The 26,344-nt window shown below is 37.6% G+C and carries 24 protein-coding genes, 1 tRNA gene, 3 pseudogenes and 1 other annotated feature; of the genes and pseudogenes, 12 read left to right on the top strand and 16 right to left on the bottom strand.

The annotated features are described in order from the left end of the window. Window positions 1-54 precede the first annotated feature (54 nt). From F895_RS04935 to F895_RS20320, 3 genes and pseudogenes are all read left to right on the top strand, one after another. Window positions 55-987: an IS5 family transposase gene (locus F895_RS04935; RefSeq protein WP_000743262.1), complete on the top strand. Its 933-nt coding sequence runs from the start codon at window positions 55-57 to the stop codon at window positions 985-987. Window positions 988-1,112: 125 nt separating this feature from the next. After that, the gene (locus F895_RS04940) at window positions 1,113-1,313 is read left to right on the top strand and encodes a glycoside hydrolase family protein (RefSeq protein WP_005242975.1); all 201 of its coding nucleotides are present in this window, start codon (window positions 1,113-1,115) and stop codon (window positions 1,311-1,313) included. A gap of 307 nt (window positions 1,314-1,620) precedes the next feature. Then, window positions 1,621-1,848: pseudogene (locus F895_RS20320) on the top strand (hypothetical protein). A 45-nt stretch (window positions 1,849-1,893) separates the two neighbouring features. Here F895_RS20320 and F895_RS04945 read toward each other — a convergent pair. Together F895_RS04945 and argG are read right to left on the bottom strand one after the other, a co-directional pair. Next, complete coding sequence (locus F895_RS04945; RefSeq protein ID WP_005242973.1) at window positions 1,894-2,577, bottom strand: pirin family protein; 684 nt, start codon at window positions 2,575-2,577, stop codon at window positions 1,894-1,896. Between the two features lie 195 nt (window positions 2,578-2,772). Next, window positions 2,773-4,116 carry an argininosuccinate synthase gene (gene argG / locus F895_RS04950; RefSeq protein WP_005242970.1) on the bottom strand — a complete coding sequence of 448 codons (1,344 nt, stop codon included), beginning with the start codon at window positions 4,114-4,116 and terminating at the stop codon, window positions 2,773-2,775. Window positions 4,117-4,317: 201 nt separating this feature from the next. Here argG and F895_RS04955 point away from each other — a divergent pair, with 201 nt between their 5' ends. Continuing rightward, a complete protein-coding gene (locus tag F895_RS04955) occupies window positions 4,318-4,659 on the top strand; it encodes a hypothetical protein (RefSeq protein ID WP_005242968.1) in 342 nt (113 codons plus the stop codon). A gap of 30 nt (window positions 4,660-4,689) precedes the next feature. On the opposite strand, the pseudogene F895_RS04960 reads toward F895_RS04955, so the two are convergent. After that, window positions 4,690-5,541: pseudogene (locus F895_RS04960) on the bottom strand (LysR family transcriptional regulator). 150 nt (window positions 5,542-5,691) lie between these two features. Between F895_RS04960 and F895_RS04965 the strand changes: the two are divergent. The 3 genes from F895_RS04965 (at window position 5,692) to F895_RS04975 (ending at window position 9,107) form a co-directional block, all read left to right on the top strand. Beyond that, a complete protein-coding gene (locus F895_RS04965; RefSeq protein ID WP_005242963.1) occupies window positions 5,692-6,609 on the top strand; it encodes a DMT family transporter in 918 nt (305 codons plus the stop codon). A 292-nt stretch (window positions 6,610-6,901) separates the two neighbouring features. Further along, window positions 6,902-8,932, top strand: coding sequence for an NADPH-dependent 2,4-dienoyl-CoA reductase (locus F895_RS04970; RefSeq protein WP_005242962.1), 2,031 nt, complete (start codon window positions 6,902-6,904; stop codon window positions 8,930-8,932). Window positions 8,933-9,017: 85 nt separating this feature from the next. Continuing rightward, window positions 9,018-9,107 (top strand) — tRNA-Ser (locus tag F895_RS04975). A gap of 103 nt (window positions 9,108-9,210) precedes the next feature. On the opposite strand, the gene F895_RS04980 is transcribed toward F895_RS04975, so the two are convergent. The 3 genes and pseudogenes from F895_RS04980 to F895_RS04990 all read right to left on the bottom strand — a co-directional run bounded on the left by F895_RS04980 (window position 9,211) and on the right by F895_RS04990 (window position 10,638). Continuing rightward, window positions 9,211-9,633 (bottom strand): hypothetical protein, encoded by a 423-nt coding sequence (locus tag F895_RS04980; protein WP_005242960.1) that lies wholly within the window; start codon window positions 9,631-9,633, stop codon window positions 9,211-9,213. Window positions 9,634-9,803: 170 nt separating this feature from the next. Continuing rightward, window positions 9,804-10,196: pseudogene (locus tag F895_RS19595) on the bottom strand (transposase family protein); the annotation flags it as partial. 37 nt (window positions 10,197-10,233) lie between these two features. Continuing rightward, entirely contained in the window at window positions 10,234-10,638 is a 405-nt protein-coding gene (locus F895_RS04990) for a transposase family protein (RefSeq protein ID WP_000669095.1), read from the bottom strand. 186 nt (window positions 10,639-10,824) lie between these two features. On the opposite strand from F895_RS04990, the gene F895_RS04995 reads away from it, so the two are divergent. After that, window positions 10,825-11,709, top strand: a complete 885-nt coding sequence (locus F895_RS04995) for a restriction endonuclease (RefSeq protein ID WP_228128857.1) — start codon at window positions 10,825-10,827, stop codon at window positions 11,707-11,709. Here F895_RS04995 and F895_RS20100 read toward each other — a convergent pair. The 5 genes from F895_RS20100 to F895_RS05015 all read right to left on the bottom strand — a co-directional run bounded on the left by F895_RS20100 (window position 11,706) and on the right by F895_RS05015 (window position 16,005). Next, window positions 11,706-11,882 carry a hypothetical protein gene (locus tag F895_RS20100; RefSeq protein WP_005242955.1) on the bottom strand — a complete coding sequence of 59 codons (177 nt, stop codon included), beginning with the start codon at window positions 11,880-11,882 and terminating at the stop codon, window positions 11,706-11,708. The genes F895_RS04995 and F895_RS20100 overlap by 4 nt on opposite strands. After that, window positions 11,875-12,189, bottom strand: coding sequence for a hypothetical protein (locus tag F895_RS05000; RefSeq protein WP_005242953.1), 315 nt, complete (start codon window positions 12,187-12,189; stop codon window positions 11,875-11,877). The genes F895_RS20100 and F895_RS05000 overlap by 8 nt, the downstream gene beginning before the upstream one ends. Next, window positions 12,189-12,620, bottom strand: coding sequence for a DUF5681 domain-containing protein (locus tag F895_RS05005; protein WP_004998933.1), 432 nt, complete (start codon window positions 12,618-12,620; stop codon window positions 12,189-12,191). The genes F895_RS05000 and F895_RS05005 overlap by 1 nt, the downstream gene beginning before the upstream one ends. 35 nt (window positions 12,621-12,655) lie before the next feature. Further along, window positions 12,656-13,372 carry a hypothetical protein gene (locus tag F895_RS05010; protein ID WP_004998932.1) on the bottom strand — a complete coding sequence of 239 codons (717 nt, stop codon included), beginning with the start codon at window positions 13,370-13,372 and terminating at the stop codon, window positions 12,656-12,658. Window positions 13,373-14,040: 668 nt separating this feature from the next. Beyond that, a complete protein-coding gene (locus F895_RS05015; protein ID WP_005242950.1) occupies window positions 14,041-16,005 on the bottom strand; it encodes an AAA family ATPase in 1,965 nt (654 codons plus the stop codon). Between the two features lie 227 nt (window positions 16,006-16,232). On the opposite strand from F895_RS05015, the gene F895_RS05025 reads away from it, so the two are divergent. Next, a protein-coding gene (locus F895_RS05025) for an IS3 family transposase (RefSeq protein ID WP_107114716.1) occupies window positions 16,233-17,452 on the top strand; the annotation gives its coding sequence in 2 pieces (ribosomal slippage) (window positions 16,233-16,509 and window positions 16,509-17,452; 1,221 coding nt in all). Continuing rightward, window positions 16,508-16,624, top strand: a sequence feature (AL1L pseudoknot). Its footprint overlaps the gene before it by 117 nt. 1 nt (window position 17,453) lies before the next feature. Here the strand turns inward: F895_RS05025 and F895_RS05030 are convergent. The 3 genes from F895_RS05030 to F895_RS05040 all read right to left on the bottom strand — a co-directional run bounded on the left by F895_RS05030 (window position 17,454) and on the right by F895_RS05040 (window position 21,228). Further along, entirely contained in the window at window positions 17,454-17,699 is a 246-nt protein-coding gene (locus tag F895_RS05030; RefSeq protein WP_005242949.1) for a helix-turn-helix transcriptional regulator, read from the bottom strand. A gap of 200 nt (window positions 17,700-17,899) precedes the next feature. Then, window positions 17,900-19,108 (bottom strand): tyrosine-type recombinase/integrase, encoded by a 1,209-nt coding sequence (locus F895_RS05035; protein ID WP_005242948.1) that lies wholly within the window; start codon window positions 19,106-19,108, stop codon window positions 17,900-17,902. A gap of 770 nt (window positions 19,109-19,878) precedes the next feature. Next, the gene (locus tag F895_RS05040) at window positions 19,879-21,228 is read right to left on the bottom strand and encodes a hypothetical protein (protein ID WP_004801557.1); all 1,350 of its coding nucleotides are present in this window, start codon (window positions 21,226-21,228) and stop codon (window positions 19,879-19,881) included. A 110-nt stretch (window positions 21,229-21,338) separates the two neighbouring features. On the opposite strand from F895_RS05040, the gene F895_RS05045 reads away from it, so the two are divergent. The 3 genes from F895_RS05045 (at window position 21,339) to F895_RS05055 (ending at window position 24,033) form a co-directional block, all read left to right on the top strand. Then, window positions 21,339-21,551: a helix-turn-helix transcriptional regulator gene (locus F895_RS05045; protein ID WP_004699696.1), complete on the top strand. Its 213-nt coding sequence runs from the start codon at window positions 21,339-21,341 to the stop codon at window positions 21,549-21,551. A gap of 216 nt (window positions 21,552-21,767) precedes the next feature. Further along, window positions 21,768-23,102 carry a YagK/YfjJ domain-containing protein gene (locus F895_RS05050; protein WP_004699698.1) on the top strand — a complete coding sequence of 445 codons (1,335 nt, stop codon included), beginning with the start codon at window positions 21,768-21,770 and terminating at the stop codon, window positions 23,100-23,102. Window position 23,103: 1 nt separating this feature from the next. Beyond that, window positions 23,104-24,033, top strand: coding sequence for a hypothetical protein (locus F895_RS05055; protein ID WP_004699700.1), 930 nt, complete (start codon window positions 23,104-23,106; stop codon window positions 24,031-24,033). Window positions 24,034-24,104: 71 nt separating this feature from the next. On the opposite strand, the gene F895_RS05060 is transcribed toward F895_RS05055, so the two are convergent. Beyond that, a complete protein-coding gene (locus F895_RS05060) occupies window positions 24,105-24,614 on the bottom strand; it encodes a hypothetical protein (RefSeq protein ID WP_004699703.1) in 510 nt (169 codons plus the stop codon). Window positions 24,615-24,727: 113 nt separating this feature from the next. Further along, window positions 24,728-25,849: a putative periplasmic lipoprotein gene (locus F895_RS05065; RefSeq protein ID WP_005003187.1), complete on the bottom strand. Its 1,122-nt coding sequence runs from the start codon at window positions 25,847-25,849 to the stop codon at window positions 24,728-24,730. Window positions 25,850-26,344: the final 495 nt, after the last annotated feature.

The raw sequence follows: 26,344 nt of genomic DNA, 5'->3' as shown, positions 1-26,344 counted from the left end.
GGCTTTGTTGCACAAACCTATCTGTAAAGGCTTTTTCAGCGATATAATTTTCAAATGAAGAAGCCTACACACAAAATCTACCGCACAACCAATTGGCCCGCATATAACCGAGCACTCATTAATCGCGGAAATATTGCCCTTTGGTTTGATCCTGCTACGCAATGGTATGCTCCATCAAAAGGCAAACAAGGGCGAAATCAAACCTACTCCGACGCAGCCATCCAATGCTGCTTAATGATTAAATCCTTATTCCGTCTATCTTTACGTATGGTCACTGGCTTTGTGCAAAGTCTGATTAAACTTTGCGGATTAAATTGGACCGCACCAGATTACAGTACGCTTTGTAGAAGACAAAAGCATATTGATATTGCAATCAGCTACCAAAAAAGTAGCGATGGGCTGCATCTACTCGTAGACTCTACAGGGATGAAGTTTCTAGGTGAGGGCGAATGGAAACGCAAGAAACATGGAGCTGAATATCGTCGCCAATGGCGTAAACTACATATTGGTATAGATGCCAAAACCCTACAAATACGCGCTATTCAGCTCACAACCAATAATGTCTGTGATTCACAGGTGCTTGGTGATTTACTTAATCAGATTCCACAAGATGAGCAGATTGACTCTGTTTATACCGATGGAGCTTATGACACCAAGCAATGCCGTCAGGTCATTGCAGATCGGCAAGCACATGCGGTGATTCCACCTAGAAAAAATGCGAAACCATGGAAAGATACAAAGAGTAGCTCGCTAGAGCGAAATGAATTACTTCGAACAATTAAACGTTTAGGTAGGACACTATGGAAAAAATGGTCAGGCTATCATCGCCGAAGTTTGGTTGAGACTAAAATGCACTGCATCAAATTATTAAGAGATAAACTCAGTGCAAGGAGCTTTGATAGCCAAGTCAATGAGGTTCATGCACGTGTAGCAGTCCTCAACAGATTTACGGAATTAGGTCGACCACTTACCCAAGTTACGCCTTAAATTTGGCTCAATTAGGGGCGCTTTGCCTTTCAAATCTTTGTGCAACAAAGCCCATTAGAACTAGTAAAAATATTTTTAACATGATTTTTACTTGTTTTTAAGTAGCCGTTAAATAATCTGTTTTAATGACTTTATCTAAAAGTAAATTAGTTACATTTGTTTCACTTGCTTATAATGTTGGGGTTAGAATACCTAAAAATAAACAATTAAATAATAACAATGCAGTTGAGCAACTTTTAGTTTGGAATAGCGCTGGTGGAAAATTTTTGAAAGCACTTGTCCAGAGAAGTCAGGCTGAACGTAACTTATTATTAAATGATCCATAGGATTGTTGTAAGTAGAAAAAGGTGGAGGCTATTTTTAATTAAATATTGACCTAACCCAAAATTGGTGCTAATTTAAACAATAAGGAAGTCATATACTATTTGGGATTTAAGAGAAATCTTGCCTAAATGAACAAAGATATGATGACCTGAATACATAGCTAACAACGAACGAAACGGTTTAGATCGTTTTTAAAAATGTTCAAGGTTGTAGAAAAGCCCGTTAATCGGGCTTTTTTAATGCCGATTATTCTTGGATAAAATTAAGCTATAGTGTGAAATAAAGATTGGGTCACAATAGGGAATAGTGATGCTGATGTTTATTCTTTTAGTTATTTTGATTGGTCTCGTTTTATTGTTTTTCTTTGCAAAGAACACTGGCACTACACCAGATTCTTCTGATTATAACCATTCATATTCTTCGACCACATCTAGCGGCGACTCATTTTAAGATAATGATGATAGACGCATGGATAATTGTAGTTTTAATACTGAATCAAATTCAGATTCAAACAGTTGTGATAGTAGTAATGATTAAAAAGCTTGTACCCCTTGAGGTTAAGAGGTACAAGTTAAACCGAGTTTAAGGAAGGTCAAACCAAATCATTTGACTGTCTTGCAATGCAGTAATGGTTGCAGTCTCATCAAACAATAATGCATCACCTGCTTTTACCAAATGATCGGCAATCATCACTTCACCTGAAATCACATGCACATAGTTGACTTTTTTCCGTGCTGTAATCTCTAAATGCAGATCTTTCTCAATCACTGCAGTTTTCACTTCAGCATTTTGGCGAATCGACATCGGTGCAGATTCATCACCTGCGATCAAGTGCCATTGGTTTGGATGATCTTTCGGATTGAGTTGAATTTGCTGATAGGTTGGTTCGGCATCTTGCACATTGGGTTGAATCCAAATTTGTAACAGATGCACCGCTTTATCATGCTTGTTCATTTCACTGTGGGTGACCCCAGTTCCAGCGCTCATCAACTGCCATTCACCGGCATTGATCTGGCCTTCATTGCCCATGCTGTCTTTATGTGAAATGGTGCCATCAAGTACACAGGTCAAGATTTCCATATTGTCATGGGGATGGGTACCGAAACCATTATGTGCAGCAACCGTATCATCGTTGATCACACGTAGCGCACTGACACCCATATATTTCGGGTTGTACCAGCTACCAAATGAAAAGCTATGATAGGTATCTAACCAACCTGCTTTGACATGACCACGGTTTTCACTACGATGTAGATAAGCATTCATCTTTCATCTCCCAAATTATTATGTTTTGCTTAATGCTTATATTATCGATTCATAATGGCGATAAATAGTCTTTAATTGCGACATATTGTTCTATAAATAAGATGATTCAATCGTGTATATTTTCTGGGATAAAATAAAAAAGGCTGAATAAAAATATTCAGCCTTTTCAAATAGGTAAATTAATTTACCCATCTTTTATTTTGATTTGTTTTCCAATTGAGGAATTGCAGAACCTTGGCCAACTGCAAGCAAACCTGTTTCAGTATAGATACCCAATTTTGCACGGGTATCGGTAATGTCAAGGTTACGCATAGTTAACTGACCGATACGATCCATTGGCGTAAACATTGAATCACCTTTCTCCATAGTTAAACGCTCAGCTTCATACGTGAGGTTAGGAGATTCTGTGTTCATGATGGTGTAGTCATTACCACGGCGTAATTCTAAAGTCACAGTACCTGTAATGGCTTTAGCAATCCAGCGTTGTGAAGTTTCACGAAGCATTAATGCTTGTGAATCGAACCAACGACCTTGGTAAAGTAGGCGACCTAAACGCAAACCGTTAATGCGGTATTGTTCAATCGTATCTTCATTATGAATACCTGTGACCAAGCGCTCATAAGCGATATGCAATAAAGCCATACCCGGTGCTTCATAGATACCACGAGATTTCGCTTCGATGATACGGTTTTCGATTTGGTCAGACATCCCTAGACCATGACGACCGCCGATACGGTTTGCTTCTAAAATGAATTCAACTGGATCTTCGATACGTTGACCATTCAGTGCCACTGGCATACCTTGTTCAAAAGTAATGCTCACTTCTTCAGGCTGGATTTCAACGTCGTCTTTCCAGAACGCAACGCCCATGATTGGGTCTACGATTTTGATACCAGCATTTAAATATTCTAAATCTTTGGCTTCGTGCGTCGCACCCAACATATTCGAGTCAGTTGAATACGCCTTTTCTTTTGACATTTTATAGTCAAAACCATTGTCGATTAAGAATTGCGACATTTCGGCACGGCCGCCTAACTCATCAATAAAGGTTTGGTCTAACCAAGGCTTATAGATTTTGAGGGCAGGGTTGGTCAACAAACCATAACGATAGAAACGCTCAATATCGTTACCTTTATAAGTCGAGCCGTCACCCCAAATGTTGACGTCATCTTCTTTCATCGCCGTTACTAGCATGGTACCTGTGACTGCACGGCCTAAAGGTGTGGTGTTGAAATATGGAACGCCACCTGTACTGATATGGAATGCGCCACATTGAATTGCAGCAATCCCTTCAAGTGCAAGTTGTAAACGACAATCGATTAATCGAGCTTTGACTGCGCCGTACTGTTCAGCTTTCTTTGGAATAGCATCATAGTCATCTTCATCAGGCTGGCCCAGATTTGCAGTATATGCATAAGGCTCTGCGCCTTTCTGTTTCATCCATAATAAAGCTGCTGAAGTGTCTAAACCACCAGAGAAGGCAATCCCAACTTTTTTACCTACTGGTACATGCTGCAAGATCGTTGCATTATCAGTCATTGCTAGTCCTAACTATTTCGAAATAGGCACCCTAATACATCGGTGACCAAAGAGAATTTATACGCTCAGTACTATATCACTTTTCAAATCAATTTTTTTTCTGTTGGGAAAGGAATTCTTTTTTTTTCATTTGAAAAATAGATTAACATCAGAAAAATATAAAGTTTTACGATAAGATGATAGAAAAGGGTAAATAAAAATATGGTGGTTGATCAAAATCAAACTCTTTCAACGTTACATAAAATGGTGGCAATTGCCGTAATCGCGCTTCTCATCTATAAAGTTGTTTATCGTTTTTATGAGAATATTCCTCAATATTCGATTGGGAGTTTCTTGGGGGTATTTGCTTTAGTTTTTGTTCATTTTGAATGTGCAAGAAGTGTGAAAACTGGGAGTACAAGCAGCCAGTTTGGATCAATCTTTATGACCGTATTTATGCTCAATAACTTTCCAGTAGGAACCGTTCTTGGGGTGCTGATGTTATATTTCTCTATATTTAAGTGGGAGAAACAGCCTATATTTAAAGTCCCTGTGATTGATTAGCATTGTTCATTTTGTAAAGCCGAACTTGTATCAAAGCGAATCATTTAAGCCAATAAACTGCTTCTCAATCGGGGTAAACACATGATCATGGCGTGTAATCAGATAGAGCCCGATATCCCGATACTGCTCAGGCGTTTCCCGATAATATTGAATGTTATATTTTTCGATCAATGATTTGGCAATCATCGAGATGCCCATACCCAATTGGGTAAAATGAATTAAGGCTTCATGATCATAAATATGAGTGAGTTCACCTTTTTTAAGCTTATAGTCTGTGTAGATACTCTCTAAGGTTGTGGCATAGCAGCATTGCTCAGACGCCAGCAAGATATTTTGATGATTCAGACATTCTTCCAGACTGTCATGGTTGATCATGTTTTTACCGATAATCACCAGTTGATCTTCTGCCTTTTGAATATATTGTAGATTTTTATGTTTAGGATGTCCTAAGGCATACGCAATATCCAGATTGCCCGCTAAAATCTCATCTTCAATATAACCTGTTGGCCCTGTCTTCATGGTAATCGAAAGGTCAGGATAGGCTTCATAGAGCTGGCTAAAAGAGGGGTAAAAACGCATACCGCCTAGACTGGTATTGGTGCCAAAGCGCAGTACATTTTCTTGTTGATAGATTTTATTTTCAGTTTCTTCCCACGTAAAAATCATTTTTTTGTATTGAGCATACAAATTCATGCCTGATTCAGTCAGTTCTACACCTTTGGGTTTGCGAATGAATAATTGGCGTTTATAGTGATTTTCAATCTTTTTTATTTTGGCAGTCATATTAGACTGCAAATAATTGAGCTTATTAGCCGCAGCGGTAATGCTTTTGAGTTCGGCTACAGTGACAAATGATCAGATATCACTAATATCAATATTCACGGCAAGTCCTCAATATCTGAGCCATTCAAGAACAGCATGCAAAATCAGATTAGCATCAAAAAAAATGATGTATCTATTAAAACATAACATTATTCATGATGTCATTTGTTTTATACACTAAGCAGACTTTCTTGCGGTTGAGTACCAGATGTGAATATTCGAGTCGTCAGTGCAATTGCATTGCTGTGTTTGGTCTGGGGTTCGTTATGGGGCTTGGTCAAGCATAGTTTACAAGTTTTCCCAGCATTCTTATTTATCTCTACGCGATTGATTTTAGCGGCATTGACCCTGATGCTAATACAACGGATTTTAAAAAAATCTATTTTGCCACAGCCCGCTGAGTGGAAGCCTTTGATCATTTTAAGCCTGTTAATCTGTTTTGGTTTCTATGCCACCCAGACTTTTGCCATGCAATTTGTAGATTCAGGTTTATCTGCAGTACTGGTCTTTACCATGCCAATTTTTATTGGGGTATTGGCACATTACTTCTTAAATGAACGGTTGAATCAGCAGAAAGTTATTGGACTGGTTCTTGGAGCATCGGGATTGATCGCAATTCTCTGGCCGCAACTGCATCATGTGCATCTGAATATGTCATTGCTAGGACAAGTATTATTGATTGGTTCAGGGTTCTTTTGGGCATTATCGACCGTTTTTATCAAAAAGAATTTTGCGAGTTATGACAAAATCAAGTTGACCATTTGGCAGCTTTTGCTGGGTGGCAGTCTCATGTTCATCATGGCTTTATGCTTTGAACCTGTTGATGCTCAAGTTTGGTTGAATCCTTTAAATGAATCAGCACTGTTTTATATTGCAGTGATTGGAACTGGTTTTGCATTTGTGCTTTGGAACTGGATTGTCAGTCAGGTGGATACCTTTGTGGCTTCGATCTCAATTATGTGTATTCCAATTTTGAGTCTGTTTTTTGGCTCTTTGATCTGGCATGAGCCTTTAAGCTTAAACATCTTGATCGGTGCGGTGTTGATCTGTTTGGGAATCGTGATGAGTTCTTTAAAAATGAAAGTACAAAAAGATCCTCTTGCTTATTCAGTTCATCAGCAGCATTGATTTGCTTTTATATTAGTATTTGATTGGAGAAATAGTCATTTTATTCCTTAAGTGAGACTGGAATGATTTAAGTTTGCACCTCAAAGCAGCCATAGCAATATGGCTGCTTTTTTATGTTTGGTTTTATTAGATTGCAATGCTTAATAGACAGCATGAAGATGCTTGTTGTCGCTGTTGAAGCTGAATTGACACTTTCAACCATTAAATTTTTATCTAGGGTCATCCCAAATCAACAAAAAAGTATTAAAGTACTATGCAACAAGTTGCAAAGCCAAAATTAAGAAGGAATATCATGACTAGCTATGCAAATATCTTAAAACCATTACATTTAGGTTTTACCACCATTAAAAATCGCGTGGTAATGGGTTCAATGCACTCAGGTTTAGAAGATCGTTTCTTTAACTATCCAAAGCTCGCTGCTTATTTTGGTGAACGGGCGAAGGGTGGGGTTGGCTTAATTATTACTGGAGGTATTTCTCCAAACCGTCAAGGTTGGTTACTCCCTGCTGGCGGAACCATGAATAGCTTGGCAGATATTCCTCATCATCGTCTTGTGACTCACGCAGTGCATAAGCATGGTGCAAAAATCTTGATGCAAATCCTGCATTCTGGCCGCTATGGTTATCACCCATTTTCAGTGTCATCATCCCCAATTCAGGCGCCGATCAATCCCTTTAAACCGCGTCAGATGTCGGATTCTCAAATTTTGGCAACCATTGAGGATTATGCCCGTTGTGCAAGCTTGGCAAAAAAAGCAGGCTACGATGGCGTAGAAATCATGGGTTCAGAGGGGTATTTAATTAACCAGTTCCTGAGCAGTCATGTCAACAAACGTACTGACCGTTGGGGCGGCGATATTGAAAATCGTATGCGCTTCCCTGTAGAGATTGTCAAAGCGATCCGGGCCAAAGTCGGTGAAAAATTCATTATCGCATTCCGTCTCTCTTTGCTTGATCTGGTGCATGACGGCAATACCATGCAAGAAGTGATCGTGGTTGCTAAAGCATTAGAAAAAGCAGGGATTACGTTGCTTAATACAGGGATTGGCTGGCATGAAGCCCGTGTACCTACGATTGTGACTTCAGTGCCACGTGCCGCATTCGTCGACTATACCGCAGCGGTAAAACAGCATGTATCAGTTCCTGTGATTGCCTCCAACCGTATCAATATGCCTGATGTTGCTGAAGAGATTATTGCTTCTGGCAAGGCTGATATGGTGCAAATGGCGCGTCCATTCTTGGCAGATGCTTATTGGGTGAATAAGACGGCTACCAATCGTGTGGATGAAATCAATACTTGTATCGCATGTAACCAAGCCTGTCTGGATCATGCATTTAAGAATGAACGTGTCAGCTGTTTGGTCAATCCACAGGCTTGTCATGAAACAGAACTGGTTTATATCAAAACTAAAAAACCAAAACGTATTGCCGTTGTCGGCGGTGGTGTCGCTGGGATGTCAGCTGCAACTGTGGCTGCAAGCCGTGGTCACGCCGTAACGCTGTTTGAAGCCAATCATGATGTCGGCGGTCAGTTTAATTTAGCCAAGGTCGTTCCTGGGAAAGAAGAATTCCATGAAACGATTCGTTATTTTAAAGTGCAGTTGAAACAGACAGGTGTAGATGTCCGTTTGAATACACGTGTAAGTCGCGAGCAGTTAGAACGTGAAGGTTTTGACGAAGTGGTTGTTGCAACAGGAGTTGTACCACGTGCATTGAAGATTCAGGGCAGTACCGCACCTCAGGTGTTGTCATATGCAGAAGTATTACGCGGTGCAGACGTAGGGCATAAAGTCGCCGTGATTGGTGCAGGCGGGATTGGCTTTGATGTATCAGAGTTCCTGTTAAAACCACCACATCAACCTCAGCCACAACCTTTAGCTGAATGGCAACGTGAGTGGGGGGTTGATCCAGATCCTAACTATATCTCTGAAGGTGGGATGCAGCGTCCAGAAGTTGAAATTCCAGTGCGTCAGATCTATTTATTGCAGCGTAAAACCACACCACTTGGGATTGGTCTGGGTAAGACCTCGGGTTGGGTACACCGTGCGCAGTTGAAAAAACATGCGGTGCGTATGCTGCGTGGCGTGCAGTATAAAGCCGTGACCGATGAGGGTTTATGGGTTGAGCATAATGGTCATGATCAATTGTTGCGTGTAGATACCATTGTCGTATGTGCAGGGCAAGAGTCGGTGAAGGATCTCATGCCTAAAGACGGTGAAAATACTTCAGCGAACTACCATATTATTGGTGGTGCCAAGCTTGCAGCTGAGCTTGATGCCAAGCGTGCGATCCGAGATGGTGCTGAATTAGCCGCAAAACTCTAAAATTGATGAAACATTATGCATTTGAATACATTGCAGTTAAATTTCTCTTGTATAAAGAGGGCAAGCTTTGTATTCTTACGCACATGGAAGCGTGGCAGAGCGGTTTAATGCACCGGTCTTGAAAACCGACGAGGGTGTGAGTCCTCCGTGAGTTCGAATCTCACCGCTTCCGCCAAATATCAACGACTTAGCCCTGACATTCTCAGGGCTTTGTTGTTTCTAGGGTTATGCAACGTAAGCCTGTAGTAAGCATAATAAAAACTTGGTTTGAGTTTAAATTATTGTTCAAGACTAAATACAATCTCAAATTGGATACCGTCCCAAATAGTTAATTCACCGATCCAATCGGTTTTTGCATTAAATCTTTTTGGGTATTGACTGCCATCTTTACCATCTAAAATATTCTGAAAATCCGAGCTTTTATCGAGCATAGCTATAATTGGTCTAATTTTTAATTTTTCTTCTAATGCAAGATCAAGGTTTTTCTTAAATTCATTACGTCCATTACCAGACCATCTATCAATACGGTCACGATAAACTTGTTTTCTTTCAGTTGGATGTTTGGACATTAAAGGTTTATGACCCCATAAACTAACAATTAGTTCATTATTAGAGCTAATTGAGGATACTGACCAGTTTGGATTTTTTAGATCAGCATCAAATTTTTTAAACTCAGAAACGATACCCACAATAATACTCATATTCAAATTTACCCTTATTTAAGATATGCTGATCGGCATAAATTACAAGTATTTAAGGTTAATAAATGTCTGATACTCCGACTGTTTGGGGTGTACACATGGGTGTACATGTTGGAACTGAGCCAGTTGAAAAAAATTACATTAGACTTCCTTCATAAATCATTTTTCAATCAATTTAATTGTTTATCTTTCACCCAATCTAAATTGTATATGCCAGCAAGTAAATTAAACCGCAGGTTTAATCTTTTACGACGATTTCTATATACACAAGATAAAATCTTAAAACATTTCATCCTTCCAAATACATGCTCTACTTGAATTCGTCTACGACCAATCTCTTTATTTAACTTTTTTAATTCAGAATCTAGTTTTTCAGTTTTCTTTGCTTTAGATGGCATGAGGCATCCAAAACCCAATTTCTTTATCCCTAAATAACCCTTATCAACGATAAAAAAGGGCTTAAATTTTAATTTCCTCATGCTTTTTTTAAATATTTTAAAATCATGCATGCTTCCATGACTTCCACATACACTCAGTATTTCACCTGTTATATAGTGCATAGATAGCTGAAATTTAAAGGTATGTCGCTTTTTTTTACCGCTATACCATTTCTTCTGTTTTTTTTGGACGTTGAACTAATATTTCAGTGGCATCAATCACAACAACTTCCCAATCCACTTCATCTCGATTAGGAAGTTGTTTTGGCAAGTTGAATTTTCCAGAACGGATTAAGGTATCTTCAATAACACGTGTGATACGAATTGCACTCGTTTCAGATACACCGTAACTCATACCAAGATGGAAAAATGTTCGATATTCTCTCCAATATTCTATACATAAGAGCAAACGATCTTCCAACGGTAATTTATGCGGTCGTCCTTTACCAATATGACGAGGTAAATGCTTATTTAGCTCGGCCAACATGAGGTTAAATGTAGCCCAACTAACACCGGTAAGCCTACGAAACTTAACGTTTGATAATTTTTGAATATCTTTGAATTTCATCCAAGGATTATCTCTTGAATTAAATAATTTTGCTGATTAATTTAAGATCAAATAAATTGTACGTTTTTTGATTTATGACGGAAGTCTATTGGAATTGGTTGGTCAGAGCTAGGTGATTTAAGTCAGATTGATGCTGATAGGGAAGCTTTTAAATTTGCTTTGCAAGCAAAGCAACCTGATTCTTCAATGCCTTCTATCCGAACTCAGGTAGCCACAATTTACAGATTTATGCATGTGGTAAAAACTGGAGATTATGTAGTATACCCATGCAAATCGGATAGATTGGTCTATATTGGTATTATTAGTGGTGATTATGAGAGGGCTAATTCTGAAGACGAAGATGCTTATTTAAATCGTCGTCCTGTAACATGGCTAACACCTAATGGAGTTCCACGTAACAATTTTTCTCAAGTAGCGTTATATGAAATTGGTGCTTACATTACGTTGTTTGAAATTAAAAAAACAGCAGGAGATTTTTTAAATGCTGTAGGTATTGAATACCAAGCTACAATAAATAAAGACCCAATAGTTGAGTTACAAGAGCAAGAATTAGAACAAGAAGAAATACCCGATGATGAAACAGTAACTAAAGTAATTAATGAAACAGCAAAATATTCAACTGAAGATTTTATTATTCGTAGATTACATCAACATTTAAACGGTTATCAGTTTGAAGAATTTGTCGCTCATTTGCTTGAATGCATGGGGTATGTTGCTAGGGTTACTCAGCGGTCAGGTGATGGTGGTGTTGATGTGATTGCTCACAAGGATACACTTGGCTTCGAACCCCCTATTATTAAGGTTCAATGTAAAAAAACTTTAACATCTAATGGCTTACCTGAAATAAACCAACTTTTAGGTACTCTTGAAGATGGAGAATATGCTTTATTTGTTAATCTTGGAAGTTATAGTAACCAAGCAAAGAGTAAAGCTACGAATAAATCACGATTAAGACTTATTGATGGTAAAGAGATTGTAGAGTTAATTTATCGTTATTATGAAGATTTTAAACCACAATATAGAGCCTTAATCCCTTTAAAGCAGGTTTTTATTCCTGATATTGGTGACTAAGTTCTAGTATCGTCAACTAATTGTTGTTGATGTGGTACAGCAATAGCTTCCCATTCATCATAAGACAAAATAGGTGGAAAAGCGGCTACTAACCGAATAGTAGTCGCTTTGTTCTTTCTATGGGTTTCGACTTTAGCTAAACGCTTTTGAAAGTCTTTTAATACCTTAGCCATTATCGGTATGACCACAGTTAGGGTATTGCGCCCACGGTTGCCCCTGTAGCATGGTTTTAACTGTTACTGGTACTGTAGGGGGTACATAGTCGCTAAATGGGTGTAATGGGCTATTTAGCTTTTCTTCAAGCTTTGCAAATAGCGGTTTAATAAATACTTCTTCAAGTTCATCGCTAGAAGCATATAAGCCCATGATGTGTATTAGATTATGCATTGCAACCAAACGTTCACTTGGTGAACCATGTGCAATATCCTGTGTAAATTTAAAACGTAAAAATTCATATTCTTCTCGTGTTGGCAGGTTCATTAGTGTTTCTCCAATGCATTAATACGTTGTTCTAACTCGTCAATCTGACGAATACCATTTAAAGCATTAATCGCTTCAATGATTTGTTTACCCACATCAGGCGCAACATTGCCGTCAGCAATAGCTTGTAAAACAGACTGGGCTTGTTCGGTAACACTTGCTGTGGCATCTAATTCAAACTGGACTGTTTCAGTCTGAGCTTTAAGTGTTGGTGCAATACGGGAAAGGACTAAGCTAGCCGCTTGCATATCGCCTGAAAGAGCAGATTGAATCACTACTTTGGCAATATCATCAGCATCAGCTAGTAGGGATTGATTTACTTTCATTCGTTTATCAATAATCCCTTTTGGACGACCTTGTGGGTTAGGGGAGTTCATCCCCTTACGCCAATTTGGATTTCCTGCTGTTTTAGTCTTTGAATTTGTGGTCATTACAATTCCTTGATCTAAACTATTAATTATCAATTTCAAAGATCGACACGTTGGTCTTTTAAAATGAACGCTTGTTCTGCTTCATTTTTTGCTTTACGAAGTTTTTGAATAACATGTGATGGTTTACCCACTGCTTTTTCTACTTCTCTAAATACCAAGCCACCACGTTCACCCAGTAACGTTGCTGCATTCTTCATAACTTTTAAACGCTTAGCTAAAGCAGGATTTTGAATTTCATGGAGCTGACGTGTGTAATGTTGAACTTCAATATCAGTTAAGCCTGAAAGGTATGATGGAGCACCTAAAAGGGCTTGAAGTGTTTGCAAGTCTTTTTTCTGCTGTGCTTCTTCAATAAATTTGCGACGCTTGCTGTTATTCATATTTTTAACATGCGAACGTATTTCATTAGCCACAGGGTCATTAGCACCTGCTGTCAAAGGTGTGGTTAGCTCCTTTTCAATATGTGCAATGCTTTTACTTAGATTTGCATTTGCAGAATCAATAGATTTAGTAATTTTAAGAAGTTTCTTATTTGCAAAATCATCAGTTTGGATTAATTGAGCTGCTTCATTCCAAACAGGATTTCGCTTACTTGCTTCACGTGCTTTATGAATATCATTGATACCTTCGTAGGCTTCACTCAATGCTTGTGCAGCAATGTGAACATAAGAAGCAGTTTCTTCATCATAGCCTTGAAGGTGCTTGATATTGTCAGGATGTAGTGATGGAGTAATTAGAGGATATATAGACATTTTGAACTCGCATATTGGTTGCATAATTACTTATTGCTTACAACATACGAAAAACAAATTAAAATGGCGACGAAATCAAATAGATACAAATTATTTACAGCAAATAACAAATTATATGGGGGTACAAACAAGCATTTTTATAGTGCGAAAAATAGCCGTTTTAAGCGAGTTTTTAGGGTAGCCAGTACCCTTGTACCAACCGAGTGCGCAAAGAGGTTATTTACCCCTGAAAGTCGTGCTAATTTCGCTATGTTTAAACCTGTATTTGGGGTAAAGGGTTTTAATAAATTTAATTAGCAGCAAGTAATCGTATTTTTAACCACAGTATTAATAATTATTGCTTTTAAGCATGTAATCTATTGAATTAAGAAATAGTTATAAATGAACGAAGTTATATAAAAAGAAGAATGTGAATATAAAGAGCTGTTGCTGTGGTTAGCGTGAGTTGCATTAGCATAACCCCCCTAAAGGGGGGGGGTATATGTGCAACTGTGCAACTTTTGTTGTTTAAATTGCACATTAAGTTGCATATGCAATTTATTTAAAAACAATGGGTTAATGGTAAAGTTGCAAGTACGAGTTGCATGTGCAACTCGGTTGCTTTCATGTGCAACTTTTAAGGGGAAAGTTGCAGATATAATGCAACTCTGCAACTCATTGTTTTATAATTATATTTTAAGTAAATCCAGTCCTTTTAGTGTCAAAGTAACTGTTTTACCGTTTTCAGTTAAAAAGCCATTTTTAATAAGTCTATTTTTCTGCTTTGTCATTGTATCAGGATTAAAACCTAATAATTCCGCCCAGTGTTTTTGAGGACTAGCAGGATTATCATGTATCACTTGCAAAATACGCTTGTCCTTATTTGCATCACCTTTTGAATCTTTATTGTGGTTATTCATTGCTTGAATATTAATTACTGGCGTGACAACTGCCGAAGAAATGGGGTTTCCATCTTCATCCATACCCAAAGGAACAGGCTCTAAATGAAATTGTCGTTCAATATCATTTGCACCATTCTTGGATTTTGCAATATTCCATTTTTTTGTAGAACCGTTAGATGATATTTCAATTGCACAGTCTACAGCACCAAGTAAACTGGAATGACCACGCATTCCACTTCCTTGGATTTTGCCTGAATGGTGTACGATAAGGACTAAACAATTTAATTCAGATGATAATTTCTTAAGTTTACCGATAACCATACCCATGTCAGTAGATGAATTTTCATCTATTCCATTTGCTGATTGAGCTAGGGTATCTATACAAACTAAACCACAATTTGGTGCATATTCTTTAATAGAATTAATTAATTCTTCTACATGGTCTTTCTCTTTAAAGTTTAAAGAAATTTCATAGTTTAAAAAGTCATTATCAGGGATTAAACCTTTTCTTTCCTGATAAGCATGTAAGCGATTTCCCATACCATGTATATCTTCAAGATTAATATAGGCAACTTTAGACTGCTTTGTTTTCATTCCAAACCATTCTTCACCTTTGCAAATTGCAAAAAGTAAATCAAGCATTAGAAATGATTTTCCAGTAGCAGGTAAGCCATATATTGTGGCTAGACCCTTTTTAGGTAATACCCCATGAACGAACCATTCCATAGGAGGTCGTTTCATTACATCTGACAGATTAGTTGGGACAAATTTATTTGTACGGATAGGCTTTTGAGAGTTATATCTTGCGAGTAGGTTGTCAGCTATTTTTTTACCAATCTGTGCCTCATACTCATCATGCGCTTGAAATTGTCGTGCTTTTCTAATTGTTGATTCAATATAAGAATTAATCTTTGCTTTTTCGCGTTGCCCAAGATTTGACAGATGCCACAGGCGAATAAGTTGTGCGTTATTGTTGGTATAGAATGCAAGCATTTGGATCAAAGATAAATCGTCTTGACTGTGGTCACGACCAATAACTTGTAAATCTGTATCTAATTCAGCATTCCATAATGCTTGAAATTTTTCTTTATTTCCCGCATTCCAAGCTCTTTCTATAATTGATTCATCCGATTCAATTTGAGGTTGGTCAGGCAATGGTTCGAACTGTCCTTTGTCATCATGTAGCTGTGAAACGATATTATCTAATATGTCTTTCTTATACTTAATGGGTTCACTTTTTAAAGTATTACCAGTACAAATAATAAATCGTTCTTGAGAATATATTTCTACATTATCACGTCTGCGTCCTTTTCCAATATTACCATAAACCCATATATGGAAGCCTTTTCCACTTTGAGAATACTCAGTATAGCTATTAAAAGTTTTTATAATACTGCTTGCACGATCAAGCTGTTCTTGCGGGGTATCTGCTTTAATATCTAGGTCAATACATGTGAATGGGTCATGTGCGGATAAGACATACCCAATATTAAAGTCATGCTGTTTTGCGTATGTGCAGGCAGTATGGAAATCTGTCCATGTAGATGGGTCTGTTGGGCTTGCTTTACGTTCATTACATTGATATGGAGTTTTATTCTTGTCTGCTACAACCCATTGAGCACGCTCTTTTAGCTCGTCGGGAAGGTTAACCCATTGATTTGAATTATTAATAATGGCAGAGGATTGCTGTTGGGCTTGGCTGCCTTGTGTAGTTTGCTGTGGTAAAATGGGGGTATGGTTTAAGCTATTCATGCCAGTTTATTCCTATCAAAAAGACTGCTACGGCAGTCTTTTTTTTGATTGTATGTTTACGATAGGCTTAGGTCGGGAGAGGTGTTGGACACAGGTTTCAATAAGCGCAATACGTTTAAGGTTTAGAACAGAAAATTAATTATTTGTCGGAGGTTTGAATTGAATACGAAGACGTACTGAACCGTACCGGGTTTGTCGGAGACTCAATATTCTGAGAGACTATTCCGATGAAAAAACCAAACTATACCCCCGAAATTAGAGAAAGAGCGGTTCAATTACTAATTGAATCTGAAAAAGATTATCCATCGAATTGGGCAGCAGTTTCCGCAATTGCTCCTAAAATTGGCTGTACTCCTGAAACACTTCGTGTTTGGTATCAAAAATACTTAGATCAACAAAATCCCGCCAAAGTACAACAGGTATCTGACCAAGAAAAAATGAAGCAAATGGAACGTGAAATTAAAGAATTAAAACGTGCCAATGAAATTCTACGTAAAGCAGCCGCTTTTTTCGCCCAGGCGGAGCTCGACCGCCCACACAAATAATGGTGGATTTTATCCATAACAATAAGGCGTTATATGGTGTTGAAGCGATTTGTAGAATTTTACCGATTGCAGCTTCGACCTATTATCGGGCTTTAGATTTCGTTGATAACCCAGAACATCGAGCGAAACGTGCTCTGCATGATTTACATCATGCAGAGCAAATCAAACGTATTTGGAAAGAAAGTTCAGGTCGATATGGTGTACGTAAAGTTTGGCAAAAATTGAAACGTGAGGGTTATGTTATTGCACGTTGTACAGTTGCTCGATTGATGCAAAAGCTAGGTATACAAGGTGTTTGGCGTGGTAAGAATAAACAAACCACCCGTAGCCGAGATGATCAAAAACGAGCAGATGATTTAGTGAAACGGAATTTTAGTGCTGATCGACCTGACCAATTATGGGTCAGTGACTTTACGTATATTCAAACACATTCAGGCTGGGTCTATACCGCCTTTATTATTGATGTGTTCTCACGAGCAATTGTTGGATGGAAAGTATCTACACGGATGAATACAGATATGGTGCTCGATGCATTGGAGCAAGCATTGCACGATCGAGGCATGCCAAAGAATGTGATTCATCATTCCGATAGAGGTGTTCAATATCTTTCTATTCGCTATACCAATCGTTTAGATGCTGCAAATTTACGAGCATCAGTCGGTACGACAGGTGATTCATACGATAATGCTCTGGCTGAAACGGTGAATGGCTTATACAAAACAGAGGTGATTGAATATTTAAAAGCAGATTGGCAAGGTTTAGCAGATGTACAACTTGCGACACTAAACTGGGTAGATTGGTTCAATAAAAAGCGTGTACACAGTGCACTGGGTTATGTATCGCCTTTTGAGTTTGAAGCAATGTACTATGATAAGATTAACCCGTTAGGTCAGGTGGCCTAACTTAAATAAAAAAGTCTCCGACAAACCCGGTACGGTTCATACTTGAATGTGCTTGTGCTTCAAGCCATGCCATTAAGGTTGAACGTAAATAGCGGACACGTGACTGGGTATCTGATCCCACTTTAATAAATTGTGGTCCTTTACCTTTAGTACGCCATATTTCAAGGGTATTCTTTTTAAAGCCAAGTAATGAAGCGGCTTCTTTAGTTGTCAGTAAATCTTTATGATTGTTTGCTGAAATAGTCATGTCAAAAGTTCCTTTAGTAATGAGCTATCTGACATGCAATAAAAAAGGGACAGAGAGCTCAAGTTTAAATTAACCTTGAAGCCTCTATCCCATGATAGATACAAGCTTAATAATGTAACCCATGTTACGTGAATATTAAGCGAGGTGTTTGCAGTTAAAAACAACTATATTATGTTTTATGTTAATACACAAATGATTTTTTATGATTTACTTTTATCAATCCAATCAGCCACTTGCTGAACTTCGGGACGTAAATATTGCAAGTGCGTAGTTTCTAAATAATGAATTGCTGTAACCCCTTTAGGCACATGGTTTGTCAGCAATTCAACCTTGTTTAAATCAATACCACAATGCGCCACTCCTATTGTGGTAAACGTCCGTCTAAGGTCATGTGCTGTAATTGGTGTTCCAGCAACTTCACTCATACGTTTCAATGAATCTCTAGGGTCAATAATGTGCCCTGACTTTGACCATGAAGCAAAAACAAAAGGTGAACCCTCTGTTCTAGGTCTAGCTTTGAGCAGCTCTATTGCTTGAGTTGATAAGGGTAAATAAACAGGGTTGTGGTTTTTAGGGTCGGGTATATGCCACCATGCTTCCTCCAAATTGACCCTATCCCAAGTTAAAGAACGAGCTTCGCCTAATCGTGCGCCTGTGAGCATTAAGAAAATGATTAAATCAATGCTTGCTAGAGTTTCACGGTTAAAAGCGGTTTCCCTTGTTGACCACAGGTAATTCCAAACATCATTTACCTTAGAATCAGGAATACGACTGGTACGAGGTTTTAATTTCACCATTTTCTTTTTAAGAATATTTACAGGGTTTTCCTGAATTAATGGTGTGCCATCTTCCTTTCTATATTCATCCATTGCGTAATTAATTAATGCTCGTAATACGCTGAATGCTTGATTAGCTTGGGCAGGTGCAGGGGCATTACCACGTAAACCATGTTCTTTAAGTTGGTTGTAGCGTTTATTCACATCCTCACGGTTAATTGCTGCAATAGGAGTATCCTGCCATGCTTCAAAACTTGTGGTCACATGTCTGCGAATTTCACTTTGTGAACTTTCTTTAAGCGATCTGTCTTTAATGTAAGAGTCGCAAACTTCACGCAATGTAATAGACATTAATGCATGTGCTTTTGCCTGTGCTGTTGGGCTTGTACCCATGCGCATTGTGCGTAAATGCTCGCGTGCAATGTCACGTGCTTGGTCAGGGGCAAAGACACCATACTGCCCGATAGTAATACGTTCCGAGCGACCATTAACACGATTTTGCACAATAAAGCTAACACGACCTTTAGGGGTAACTCGAATACCGAAACCTTTTAATTCAGTATCCCATTCAAATTTATCTTTGCTGATTGGTGCAGGGTATTTGTCGATGAAGCTCTTAGTCAACTTAGGCATGATAGAACTCCTCACCGACATTGTAGTTGGTGATAAATGTAGTATGATTCATTTGTTGTTTCCTAGTAGGGATATAACCACAGGCAAGGGCTATTGGCGTAGTCGCTTGCCTTTTTTGCACTGTAACTCGTAAGCAATTTGTAAGCGATACAGGGAAAGCATAAACAAGCTACATAAAACAAAATATAGCTTCAAGGCATTGTTTTGTAAAGGAATGTATGGCTTACTAAATGTTAATAAAGCCTAGTAAAGTGTAAGTCCCAATAACTTGAAAACCGACGAGGGTGTGAGTCCTCCGTGAGTTCGAATCTCACCGCTTCCGCCAAATATTTAAATAAGCCCTTGTTTTTACAAGGGCTTGTTTTTTATCTATGATTTTACCCCTCAACCTACCCCTCATCAAACATTGGATTAGGTGATATCTAAAGAGACATCTTTTTACTTATTTGGACATCATATTAGTTGAAAGAAAATTTCTAGTAGAATTCCAAACTGATTTTAAGGTGGGGAATTTTGCAAATATCCACTTTGGTCTTATGCTTGAATGGTCTGTTGTATTTGGTTTTTTACTGTTGCTTATCTTTACTTTCATCTTGGATGAGTTTTCTTGATCTTATACATTCTGTTTATGAGATTTTATCGATTCATAATTATGGGCAGACTGTAAAAAAATAAATCTACCCATATTCTTTAGATGCTTGTAAGTGATGTTAAACCCATAAATTTGATGATACTGGTATATCATACGGACTGTTAAGTTGTCTGCATCCTTACAGATTGATGATCTCATATAAATTTTCTGGTGATAAATTTTTCACCATATCATTTAGACCTTTACTTAGACTTGCTTTACTAAATGTATGTTCATAAAGTATGTCCCTCATACCACAAGTGATAAATATTGTTGCTTTTTTAGGCTTTATGGTTTTTATATCTTTATCATTTTCAAGTAATTCATAAAGCGTTTGGAACAAATCGGAAAAATAATCCATGCCTGTATGATTGATTGAGTTGCGACGATCTTGATTGATAGCATTCTCAATTATAGTTTGGTTTGCAGAGCCGTGAATTTCACTTAGCATAAATTTAGAATAATTCGCTGATTCAAACTGCTGGATGTTACCCTTGTTGATCTTTGTTTCAAAAATTTTATCGTAGTAAATCAGGCTGATTAGCGCAGTAAGAATTGCATCAGCTCTTTTGAGTACTTCAAGTGAATTTGCACAATCATCTAAAATGATGCTCAAGCTATGAATTTTTTCAGAAACCTTATTGTCAATAATAGGCTGGGCATCTGTCCCATTTCTCTGATTATCTAATCTTGTAGCCATAAATTCATGTATAAATTTACTTAAAAGCACAGGCAGATTGCTAACATCCTCTTCTAGATTTAGATGAAGATTTATGAACTTTGAAGGTGGCAAATTGGCATCTAACGGAGAGCATCCAATAAATGATTTTGTGGACTTCTGTAGTGGTGTACCATAAATTTTCAATCCTTTAATTGCATTCCTAACTTCGTGATATGAAGGGACTTGAGTTATATTTGTGCCTTTTATATCTTTGCTATTCTTAAAATTATGATATTCAATATAAATTTTAAGATAATCCAAAAATAGAGATTTAATATCCCAGAATGGTAACAAGTCAGGTAAGAAATACTTTTCGTTCAAAATACGTTTGAGGTTTGTCGAAAAATTGGGGAATTGTGTCCATTCTTCATAACTTTTGATGTTTTCCCAAAATATGCAATAAAGTTCTTCAAATATTGATGTTAGTTCATCTGGTTGAAGTAAATGGTTTAACAAAAATATATCTTCATCCACTAATTGCCTTGTTTGACAATATCCCATTACATGGTTGAGTAACTGTCTGCCAAAGACAATTATCTCTACTTCAATCTTGATTTGCTCAATAGGTAGTGACTTTCTTTCTTTATATTTTTCAGTTAGCAGGTTGACCAGTTGCCTCAATATTACATCCCTAATACGTATTAACTCGTTATACAGATTTGGGAAAGTTGCTTGAAACTCTCTTGCTTTTACAGCTTGCTTTACTAATTTTTGCATTACAGGGTGAGCTATTCTGTAAATTTCATGATCGAAGACGGGATTACTCATTTAAATACGCTACTTAACAATTGTGAATCTTGTTTTGCTGATGTTTCTGAGGATTCTAGAGCATATTTATATCCGAAGACATCCACATCAGGTTTAAATCGGAGTAAACAATGCAAACCTCAGAAACCAAAAAAAATCAGATTCTTAGAATGAAAGGAGTAACAGAATTAGTCTGTTTAAGTAAATCAAGTCTGTATGACAAAATGAACCCGAAATCCAAGAGATATGATTCGTCTTTTCCTCGTCCGATTAGATTGGGACTATCAGCCGTTGGTTGGTTAGAGCAGGACATAATTGATTGGATCAATTCAAAAAAAAGCTAACCAGATTAGCAAGATATCTTTACAACTCTCACATACCCTATTAACCCTTATAACACTGTAATTCCTTGATTTCGAGGTCATGGGATTACAGTGATTTTTACGCCTGACCATTTGTGTTACTTATATGATCAGTATATCTAATAATATTAATTATTATATAAATTGACTTAATTAACAAATTGTTAGGTGTAATTACGTACAGAGAAGTTCATTATTATGAATCAATCATCCTATCTTATGAGTAATAATCAAACACCTGCTTTAGCACATGAATACTTAACACAAGTACCTGAACACTTTCTAAATCAGCAGACTGAAATAACTGATACTGATTCATCTAATCAGCCCATTCAGATTACAGCACCATTGGAAGAGCAACAGTCTTTACTCAATTCAATGTATGAAGAATGCTTCAATGCAGCAGACGATCAGCATTCAAGCTCATTGGCATTGGATTACTTATTAGATTTCAACACTGAATATAACCAATATGAAATTCGATCAAATCCTGAAGCTGAGAAAATATTCTCAGAAATTGAATTAGTAAAACAAATCTTAAAACACAACTATGTGCAGGCTTATCGTAAGATCAAAGGCACTCTGTATCATGGATGGTATGAGCCTATTGATAAAAAATTCATTGAATTATTAAAGCAAATACTCATCCAAGGGTTTGATCCTCTAGAGCATTATGATTGTGAGCATCATAAGATTGTTATGCAAGCGTATAACGAAATTCTAAAGGGTTATTTTCATGCTGATTTTTATCTACATTACCCCAATGATATTATTCAGCTAAGAAATACTGATGGAACAATAACTTCAATTTGTTATGCAGAATTAATTAATCTATTCATTGAACGTTTGTATTTGCTAACTCAAGAAAAGGAATTCAAATACCAACAGAAAAAACGAAGGGAACGTTCCCAATATCAGCAAAAGGTCGCTACAGAATGTGTAGATACGATACTGGCTAAACATTCGAGAATTGTCATTGCTCGTGTCGATTTTCGTTATGGAAAAACACAAAACCCTGAACTTGCCCAAGTCAAAGCAGATTTAATCACATGCCTTCGTTATTTAAAGCGTACTTCAAATTTACGTATATTGGGCTATCTATGGAAATTGGAATTTGCCGAAAAAACGGGCTATCACTACCACTGTTTTTTCTTTCTCGATGGTCGTAAACACTCACAGGACATTAAGTTAGCACAACAGATTGGTGAGGTCTGGAAAAGAGTGATTGGTGATGAGGGGACTTACTATAATTGCAATATTGATGCTCACAATGGCAAATACAAAGATGTCGGTATTGGCACCTTACATCGCAGTGATAAACAAAAATACGAGTATTTGATTAAAGCCATCCGTTATATAACCAAAAGAGACCAATTCATTGTGCATAAAAGGATTAAGCAGGATGAAGAGAATGAGCAAAACCTTAGAAATGATAAAGCCTACTTCATACGTGTATTTGGTAAAAATATTGCTAAGGATGTTGCGATAAAAATGGGTAAATCTCTTAAAAATACTGGTCAAAAGGAGGCATGAAATGACTCATTATTCAGCGACTCCTCAAGCACACTATATACCGCAGACACCAATTATCCCATTCATGCTGGATGTTAATACTCATTTGTTCTTAGGACAGAGTATTCAAAATGCAGCTCAAATTGAAAATGGGAAACTAGCGGTTATGGATAAACGATCACCCAAATGTTTGGATAAGAATTATCGTATATTTTTAAATTCTCTACCTTGGCTGCATTATCACCGTTTGGTATTACATGGATTTCAACTAAATCCTTATTGGGCTGCAATCTTTGATACAGTAGGCTTTTCTCATTACGGTAATATGAATTACCTTGTAGAGAATGCAGAGCTTATTCATGATCAATTTAAACATAAGTTTCTGAAACGACGGATTGCACTGGAATATACAAAATTTATTGAACCAATTAATGAAAGTATTAAATTCCAAAAGGCATTGTTTAAACGTTGTCTAGACAAACATAAGCAGATCAATTGTATGATCTATGATTTACCTTGTATGTTTACTATTCCCTTACAATTTGATGCCGAAGTTAAATTACCAAAACTTGCTAGTAAATGGCTGGAAAGATTACATCAATCCGAAGAATTAGCTGGCAAGCTGTATGATGTGCAATGGCGTATTGTGAAATCACTGAATGGATTTTATTCAGTCCATGCCATCATTTATGTGATTGGTGATGAGTGTAAATATTCTGATTTTATCTTACGGGTATGGAGAGGGGCTTGTTTACACAAGGGACATGAGCTTGTGCAAGGATCACCTTATTTGGTTTGGGAAAAACACTGTTACTTTGCGGACAGTGATATGCGTAGCTACTGGAGTAAACAGCTTGAGTTTCTAAATGGCCCCCTCAAACTTTATCGGTATATGAGTCAGCATATTTCCTATTTATGGCAAAGCTATACAGGGAATATCCCTGCTAAGTAAACTTTTCAAATATAAGGCGCTCTGATTAGAACGCCTTTTTTATGCTTGTATAAATCGCTGTGATTAAATCTCTAAAAATTATAGGTATAGGTCAAACCACTGTTGGTGGTGATGGTCACTTCACGGACATATTCAGCGGAACAGCCCAAGTAGACTTTTGCCACTGAGCCATAGCGCATATTTTGGTAATCGTAAGTGCCTTTGCTTCTGCAATTACCACGGTTGATTAAAACCCCTGTGATGGTGGTTGGCGCATCGTTCAAGGACATGATGTTTAACAAATCGGTATAGCCTGTCATGGAGTATTGTGATTCTTCACGACGGACACGGACTTCAAATTGTTCTTGTACAGTGGGTTCAGTCCCTTCCTCAGCATTATATGACTCATCTTCCAGAAAGGATTTATCAACGGCTGGAAAATCATCTTCAGATTGAGGCGGAGTTTCAGTCGCATCAGCAGTGCTATGCTCACTTGTTTGAGTTGGGGTATCCTTTGGTTTTGGTGCATCGTTACCTGAATTACACGCAGTTAAAGTCAGTAGCAACACACTGGATAAAACAATCGATGGAATAAAATTCATTACACATGCCTATATTTAATCGAATATTGTGATCTACAGGGTTGGGTGAAAGCCCAACTCTGTGTATTTAATTGTTTGGTCAATCAATTTTTTACTTTTTATAAAAGTGGGAATTACTCATCGATCTTTTTAAATACCTTTTCGATCGGCGTGTAGTTTTCCAAGCTAAAATCAAAAGGAATTGGCTTTTTCAGTGTCACATCAAATTGCTTTAATCGAGCATTTTCTATGCCGTTGAAATGTTTGCGTTGAAAGGACATGGTGCTCGGTTCAAGGATGGCAATCGGTTCATTCGCAGAATCAGCTTGAGTGTTGTTGGCCTGATAAATGACTAAGCTCTCTAATTCCAATTTATGATTATTGAAGTTAAAAATGTAACCGACATACTTCTGTCCACCAGCCGTAATAATATTTTGTGCTAACTCTGGCGTGGATGGGGCTGTGAAATTCACAATAAGATCAGATGCGAAATTCATATTCTCAAAATGTAATTGTTTCGAATCAGCATCGTAATAAACAAAATTATCAATCGGACCATTTGGTCGATCATTCGGTGTATAGCTGCTTGGCATAAACAGACTTTGACCAGACGTAGCATTTAAACTGAGTTCTAAAAGCTTCAAGTCATAATTTAGATGGGCATTTTTAGTATCCAACTCATTTTGAAGTGTCTGAATACGTTGTTGATATTGTTCTGTACTCTCAAATTGATCTTTTTGTGGTGGAGTCACCTGCATTGTCGATCTTATATAATTGATTGCCGTATCATGCGCTGCACGCAAAGAATAGTCATCACCTAAAGCAAAAGTGAATGCAGGAAACTGTTGATCAGTATGTCCGATCACTAAAACTTGATTGTTTTTTAAAGCCAGCACATTTCTTAAATCATTGAGAATGGACTGGAAATACACGCAGTTTGCACAATAATCTGCAACATCGTCATTTTCAGCAAACATCTGCAATCCATAGATGGTTTTATACGGTGGATAAAAGGAAAAATACCCCTCATCTTTGATGAGTTCCTGAAAGTCTTCTCCAGTCTTTGTTAGCGGAGGTGTAATTTTATTGCGAGCGATAATCAAAGGAGAAGAAACAGCCTGTGCAGGGACAGCATCATTCAATGACATGTTTTCAATCTTTTGAGATAGTTCTTTATTCTCTACATCATCTTGTTGTGGTTTTGAGCAGCCGACCAACGCAAGGCTGGTGAGCAGCGCAATTGAAATGTATTTCATCCTATTATTTTCCCCATCCAATATTTTTTAAGTTTTTAAAAATGAATTATGAAATTGCCTGTAATTTCAAATACATTTTGCTTGGCTGTCATAGGCTCTAGCGATGCTGTTACTGAGCACAATAAGGACAACCAAAATAAGCTGTGCGATGAATTTCATGATTTTTATCCAGCACAAAACACCACTGACCAAAATGGATGCAGCAGTTAATTGATGCCTTGAGTCAATCAGGACACAGTGAAAGCGTGTGATAAATGAATTGGAATAAAATGCCTGAGAGGCAGAGAAAGTGCAGGGGAATAATAAAGCACAGTAAATTGCGTCATGGTTGACTCCTAGATGAATTAGAAGTTCTACCGAATCACTGTCAATTGATTATGGTGGCAGAACGAAAAGGGGTTGACAGACTGGACATCTAGAACCAGCACGCGCGAACGCGTCCCCCTCCCGTTCTACCGCAAAGGGGGACGAGAAGGTTTTTACACATACAAAGAA

It is taken from the genome of Acinetobacter sp. CIP 64.2 (assembly GCF_000369645.1).
GTDB lineage: Bacteria > Pseudomonadota > Gammaproteobacteria > Pseudomonadales > Moraxellaceae > Acinetobacter.
The sequence above is the reverse complement of the archived record's forward strand: the minus strand, read 5'-3'. Positions and strand labels throughout refer to the sequence as shown.

Bases quoted from the DNA above. Each gene is read 5' to 3' on its own strand.
- F895_RS04935 (WP_000743262.1), top strand. From the start codon at position 55: ATGAAGAAGCCTACACACAAAATCTACCGCACAACCAATTGGCCCGCA.
- F895_RS04940 (WP_005242975.1), top strand. From the start codon at position 1,113: ATGACTTTATCTAAAAGTAAATTAGTTACATTTGTTTCACTTGCTTAT.
- F895_RS04945 (WP_005242973.1), bottom strand. From the start codon at position 2,577: ATGAATGCTTATCTACATCGTAGTGAAAACCGTGGTCATGTCAAAGCA.
- argG (WP_005242970.1), bottom strand. From the start codon at position 4,116: ATGACTGATAATGCAACGATCTTGCAGCATGTACCAGTAGGTAAAAAA.
- F895_RS04955 (WP_005242968.1), top strand. From the start codon at position 4,318: ATGGTGGTTGATCAAAATCAAACTCTTTCAACGTTACATAAAATGGTG.
- F895_RS04970 (WP_005242962.1), top strand. From the start codon at position 6,902: ATGACTAGCTATGCAAATATCTTAAAACCATTACATTTAGGTTTTACC.
- F895_RS04980 (WP_005242960.1), bottom strand. From the start codon at position 9,633: ATGAGTATTATTGTGGGTATCGTTTCTGAGTTTAAAAAATTTGATGCT.
- F895_RS04990 (WP_000669095.1), bottom strand. From the start codon at position 10,638: ATGAAATTCAAAGATATTCAAAAATTATCAAACGTTAAGTTTCGTAGG.
- F895_RS04995 (WP_228128857.1), top strand. From the start codon at position 10,825: ATGCCTTCTATCCGAACTCAGGTAGCCACAATTTACAGATTTATGCAT.
- F895_RS20100 (WP_005242955.1), bottom strand. From the start codon at position 11,882: ATGGCTAAGGTATTAAAAGACTTTCAAAAGCGTTTAGCTAAAGTCGAA.
- F895_RS05000 (WP_005242953.1), bottom strand. From the start codon at position 12,189: ATGAACCTGCCAACACGAGAAGAATATGAATTTTTACGTTTTAAATTT.
- F895_RS05005 (WP_004998933.1), bottom strand. From the start codon at position 12,620: ATGACCACAAATTCAAAGACTAAAACAGCAGGAAATCCAAATTGGCGT.
- F895_RS05010 (WP_004998932.1), bottom strand. From the start codon at position 13,372: ATGTCTATATATCCTCTAATTACTCCATCACTACATCCTGACAATATC.
- F895_RS05015 (WP_005242950.1), bottom strand. From the start codon at position 16,005: ATGAATAGCTTAAACCATACCCCCATTTTACCACAGCAAACTACACAA.
- F895_RS05030 (WP_005242949.1), bottom strand. From the start codon at position 17,699: ATGACTATTTCAGCAAACAATCATAAAGATTTACTGACAACTAAAGAA.
- F895_RS05035 (WP_005242948.1), bottom strand. From the start codon at position 19,108: ATGCCTAAGTTGACTAAGAGCTTCATCGACAAATACCCTGCACCAATC.
- F895_RS05040 (WP_004801557.1), bottom strand. From the start codon at position 21,228: ATGAGTAATCCCGTCTTCGATCATGAAATTTACAGAATAGCTCACCCT.
- F895_RS05045 (WP_004699696.1), top strand. From the start codon at position 21,339: ATGCAAACCTCAGAAACCAAAAAAAATCAGATTCTTAGAATGAAAGGA.
- F895_RS05050 (WP_004699698.1), top strand. From the start codon at position 21,768: ATGAATCAATCATCCTATCTTATGAGTAATAATCAAACACCTGCTTTA.
- F895_RS05055 (WP_004699700.1), top strand. From the start codon at position 23,104: ATGACTCATTATTCAGCGACTCCTCAAGCACACTATATACCGCAGACA.
- F895_RS05060 (WP_004699703.1), bottom strand. From the start codon at position 24,614: ATGAATTTTATTCCATCGATTGTTTTATCCAGTGTGTTGCTACTGACT.
- F895_RS05065 (WP_005003187.1), bottom strand. From the start codon at position 25,849: ATGAAATACATTTCAATTGCGCTGCTCACCAGCCTTGCGTTGGTCGGC.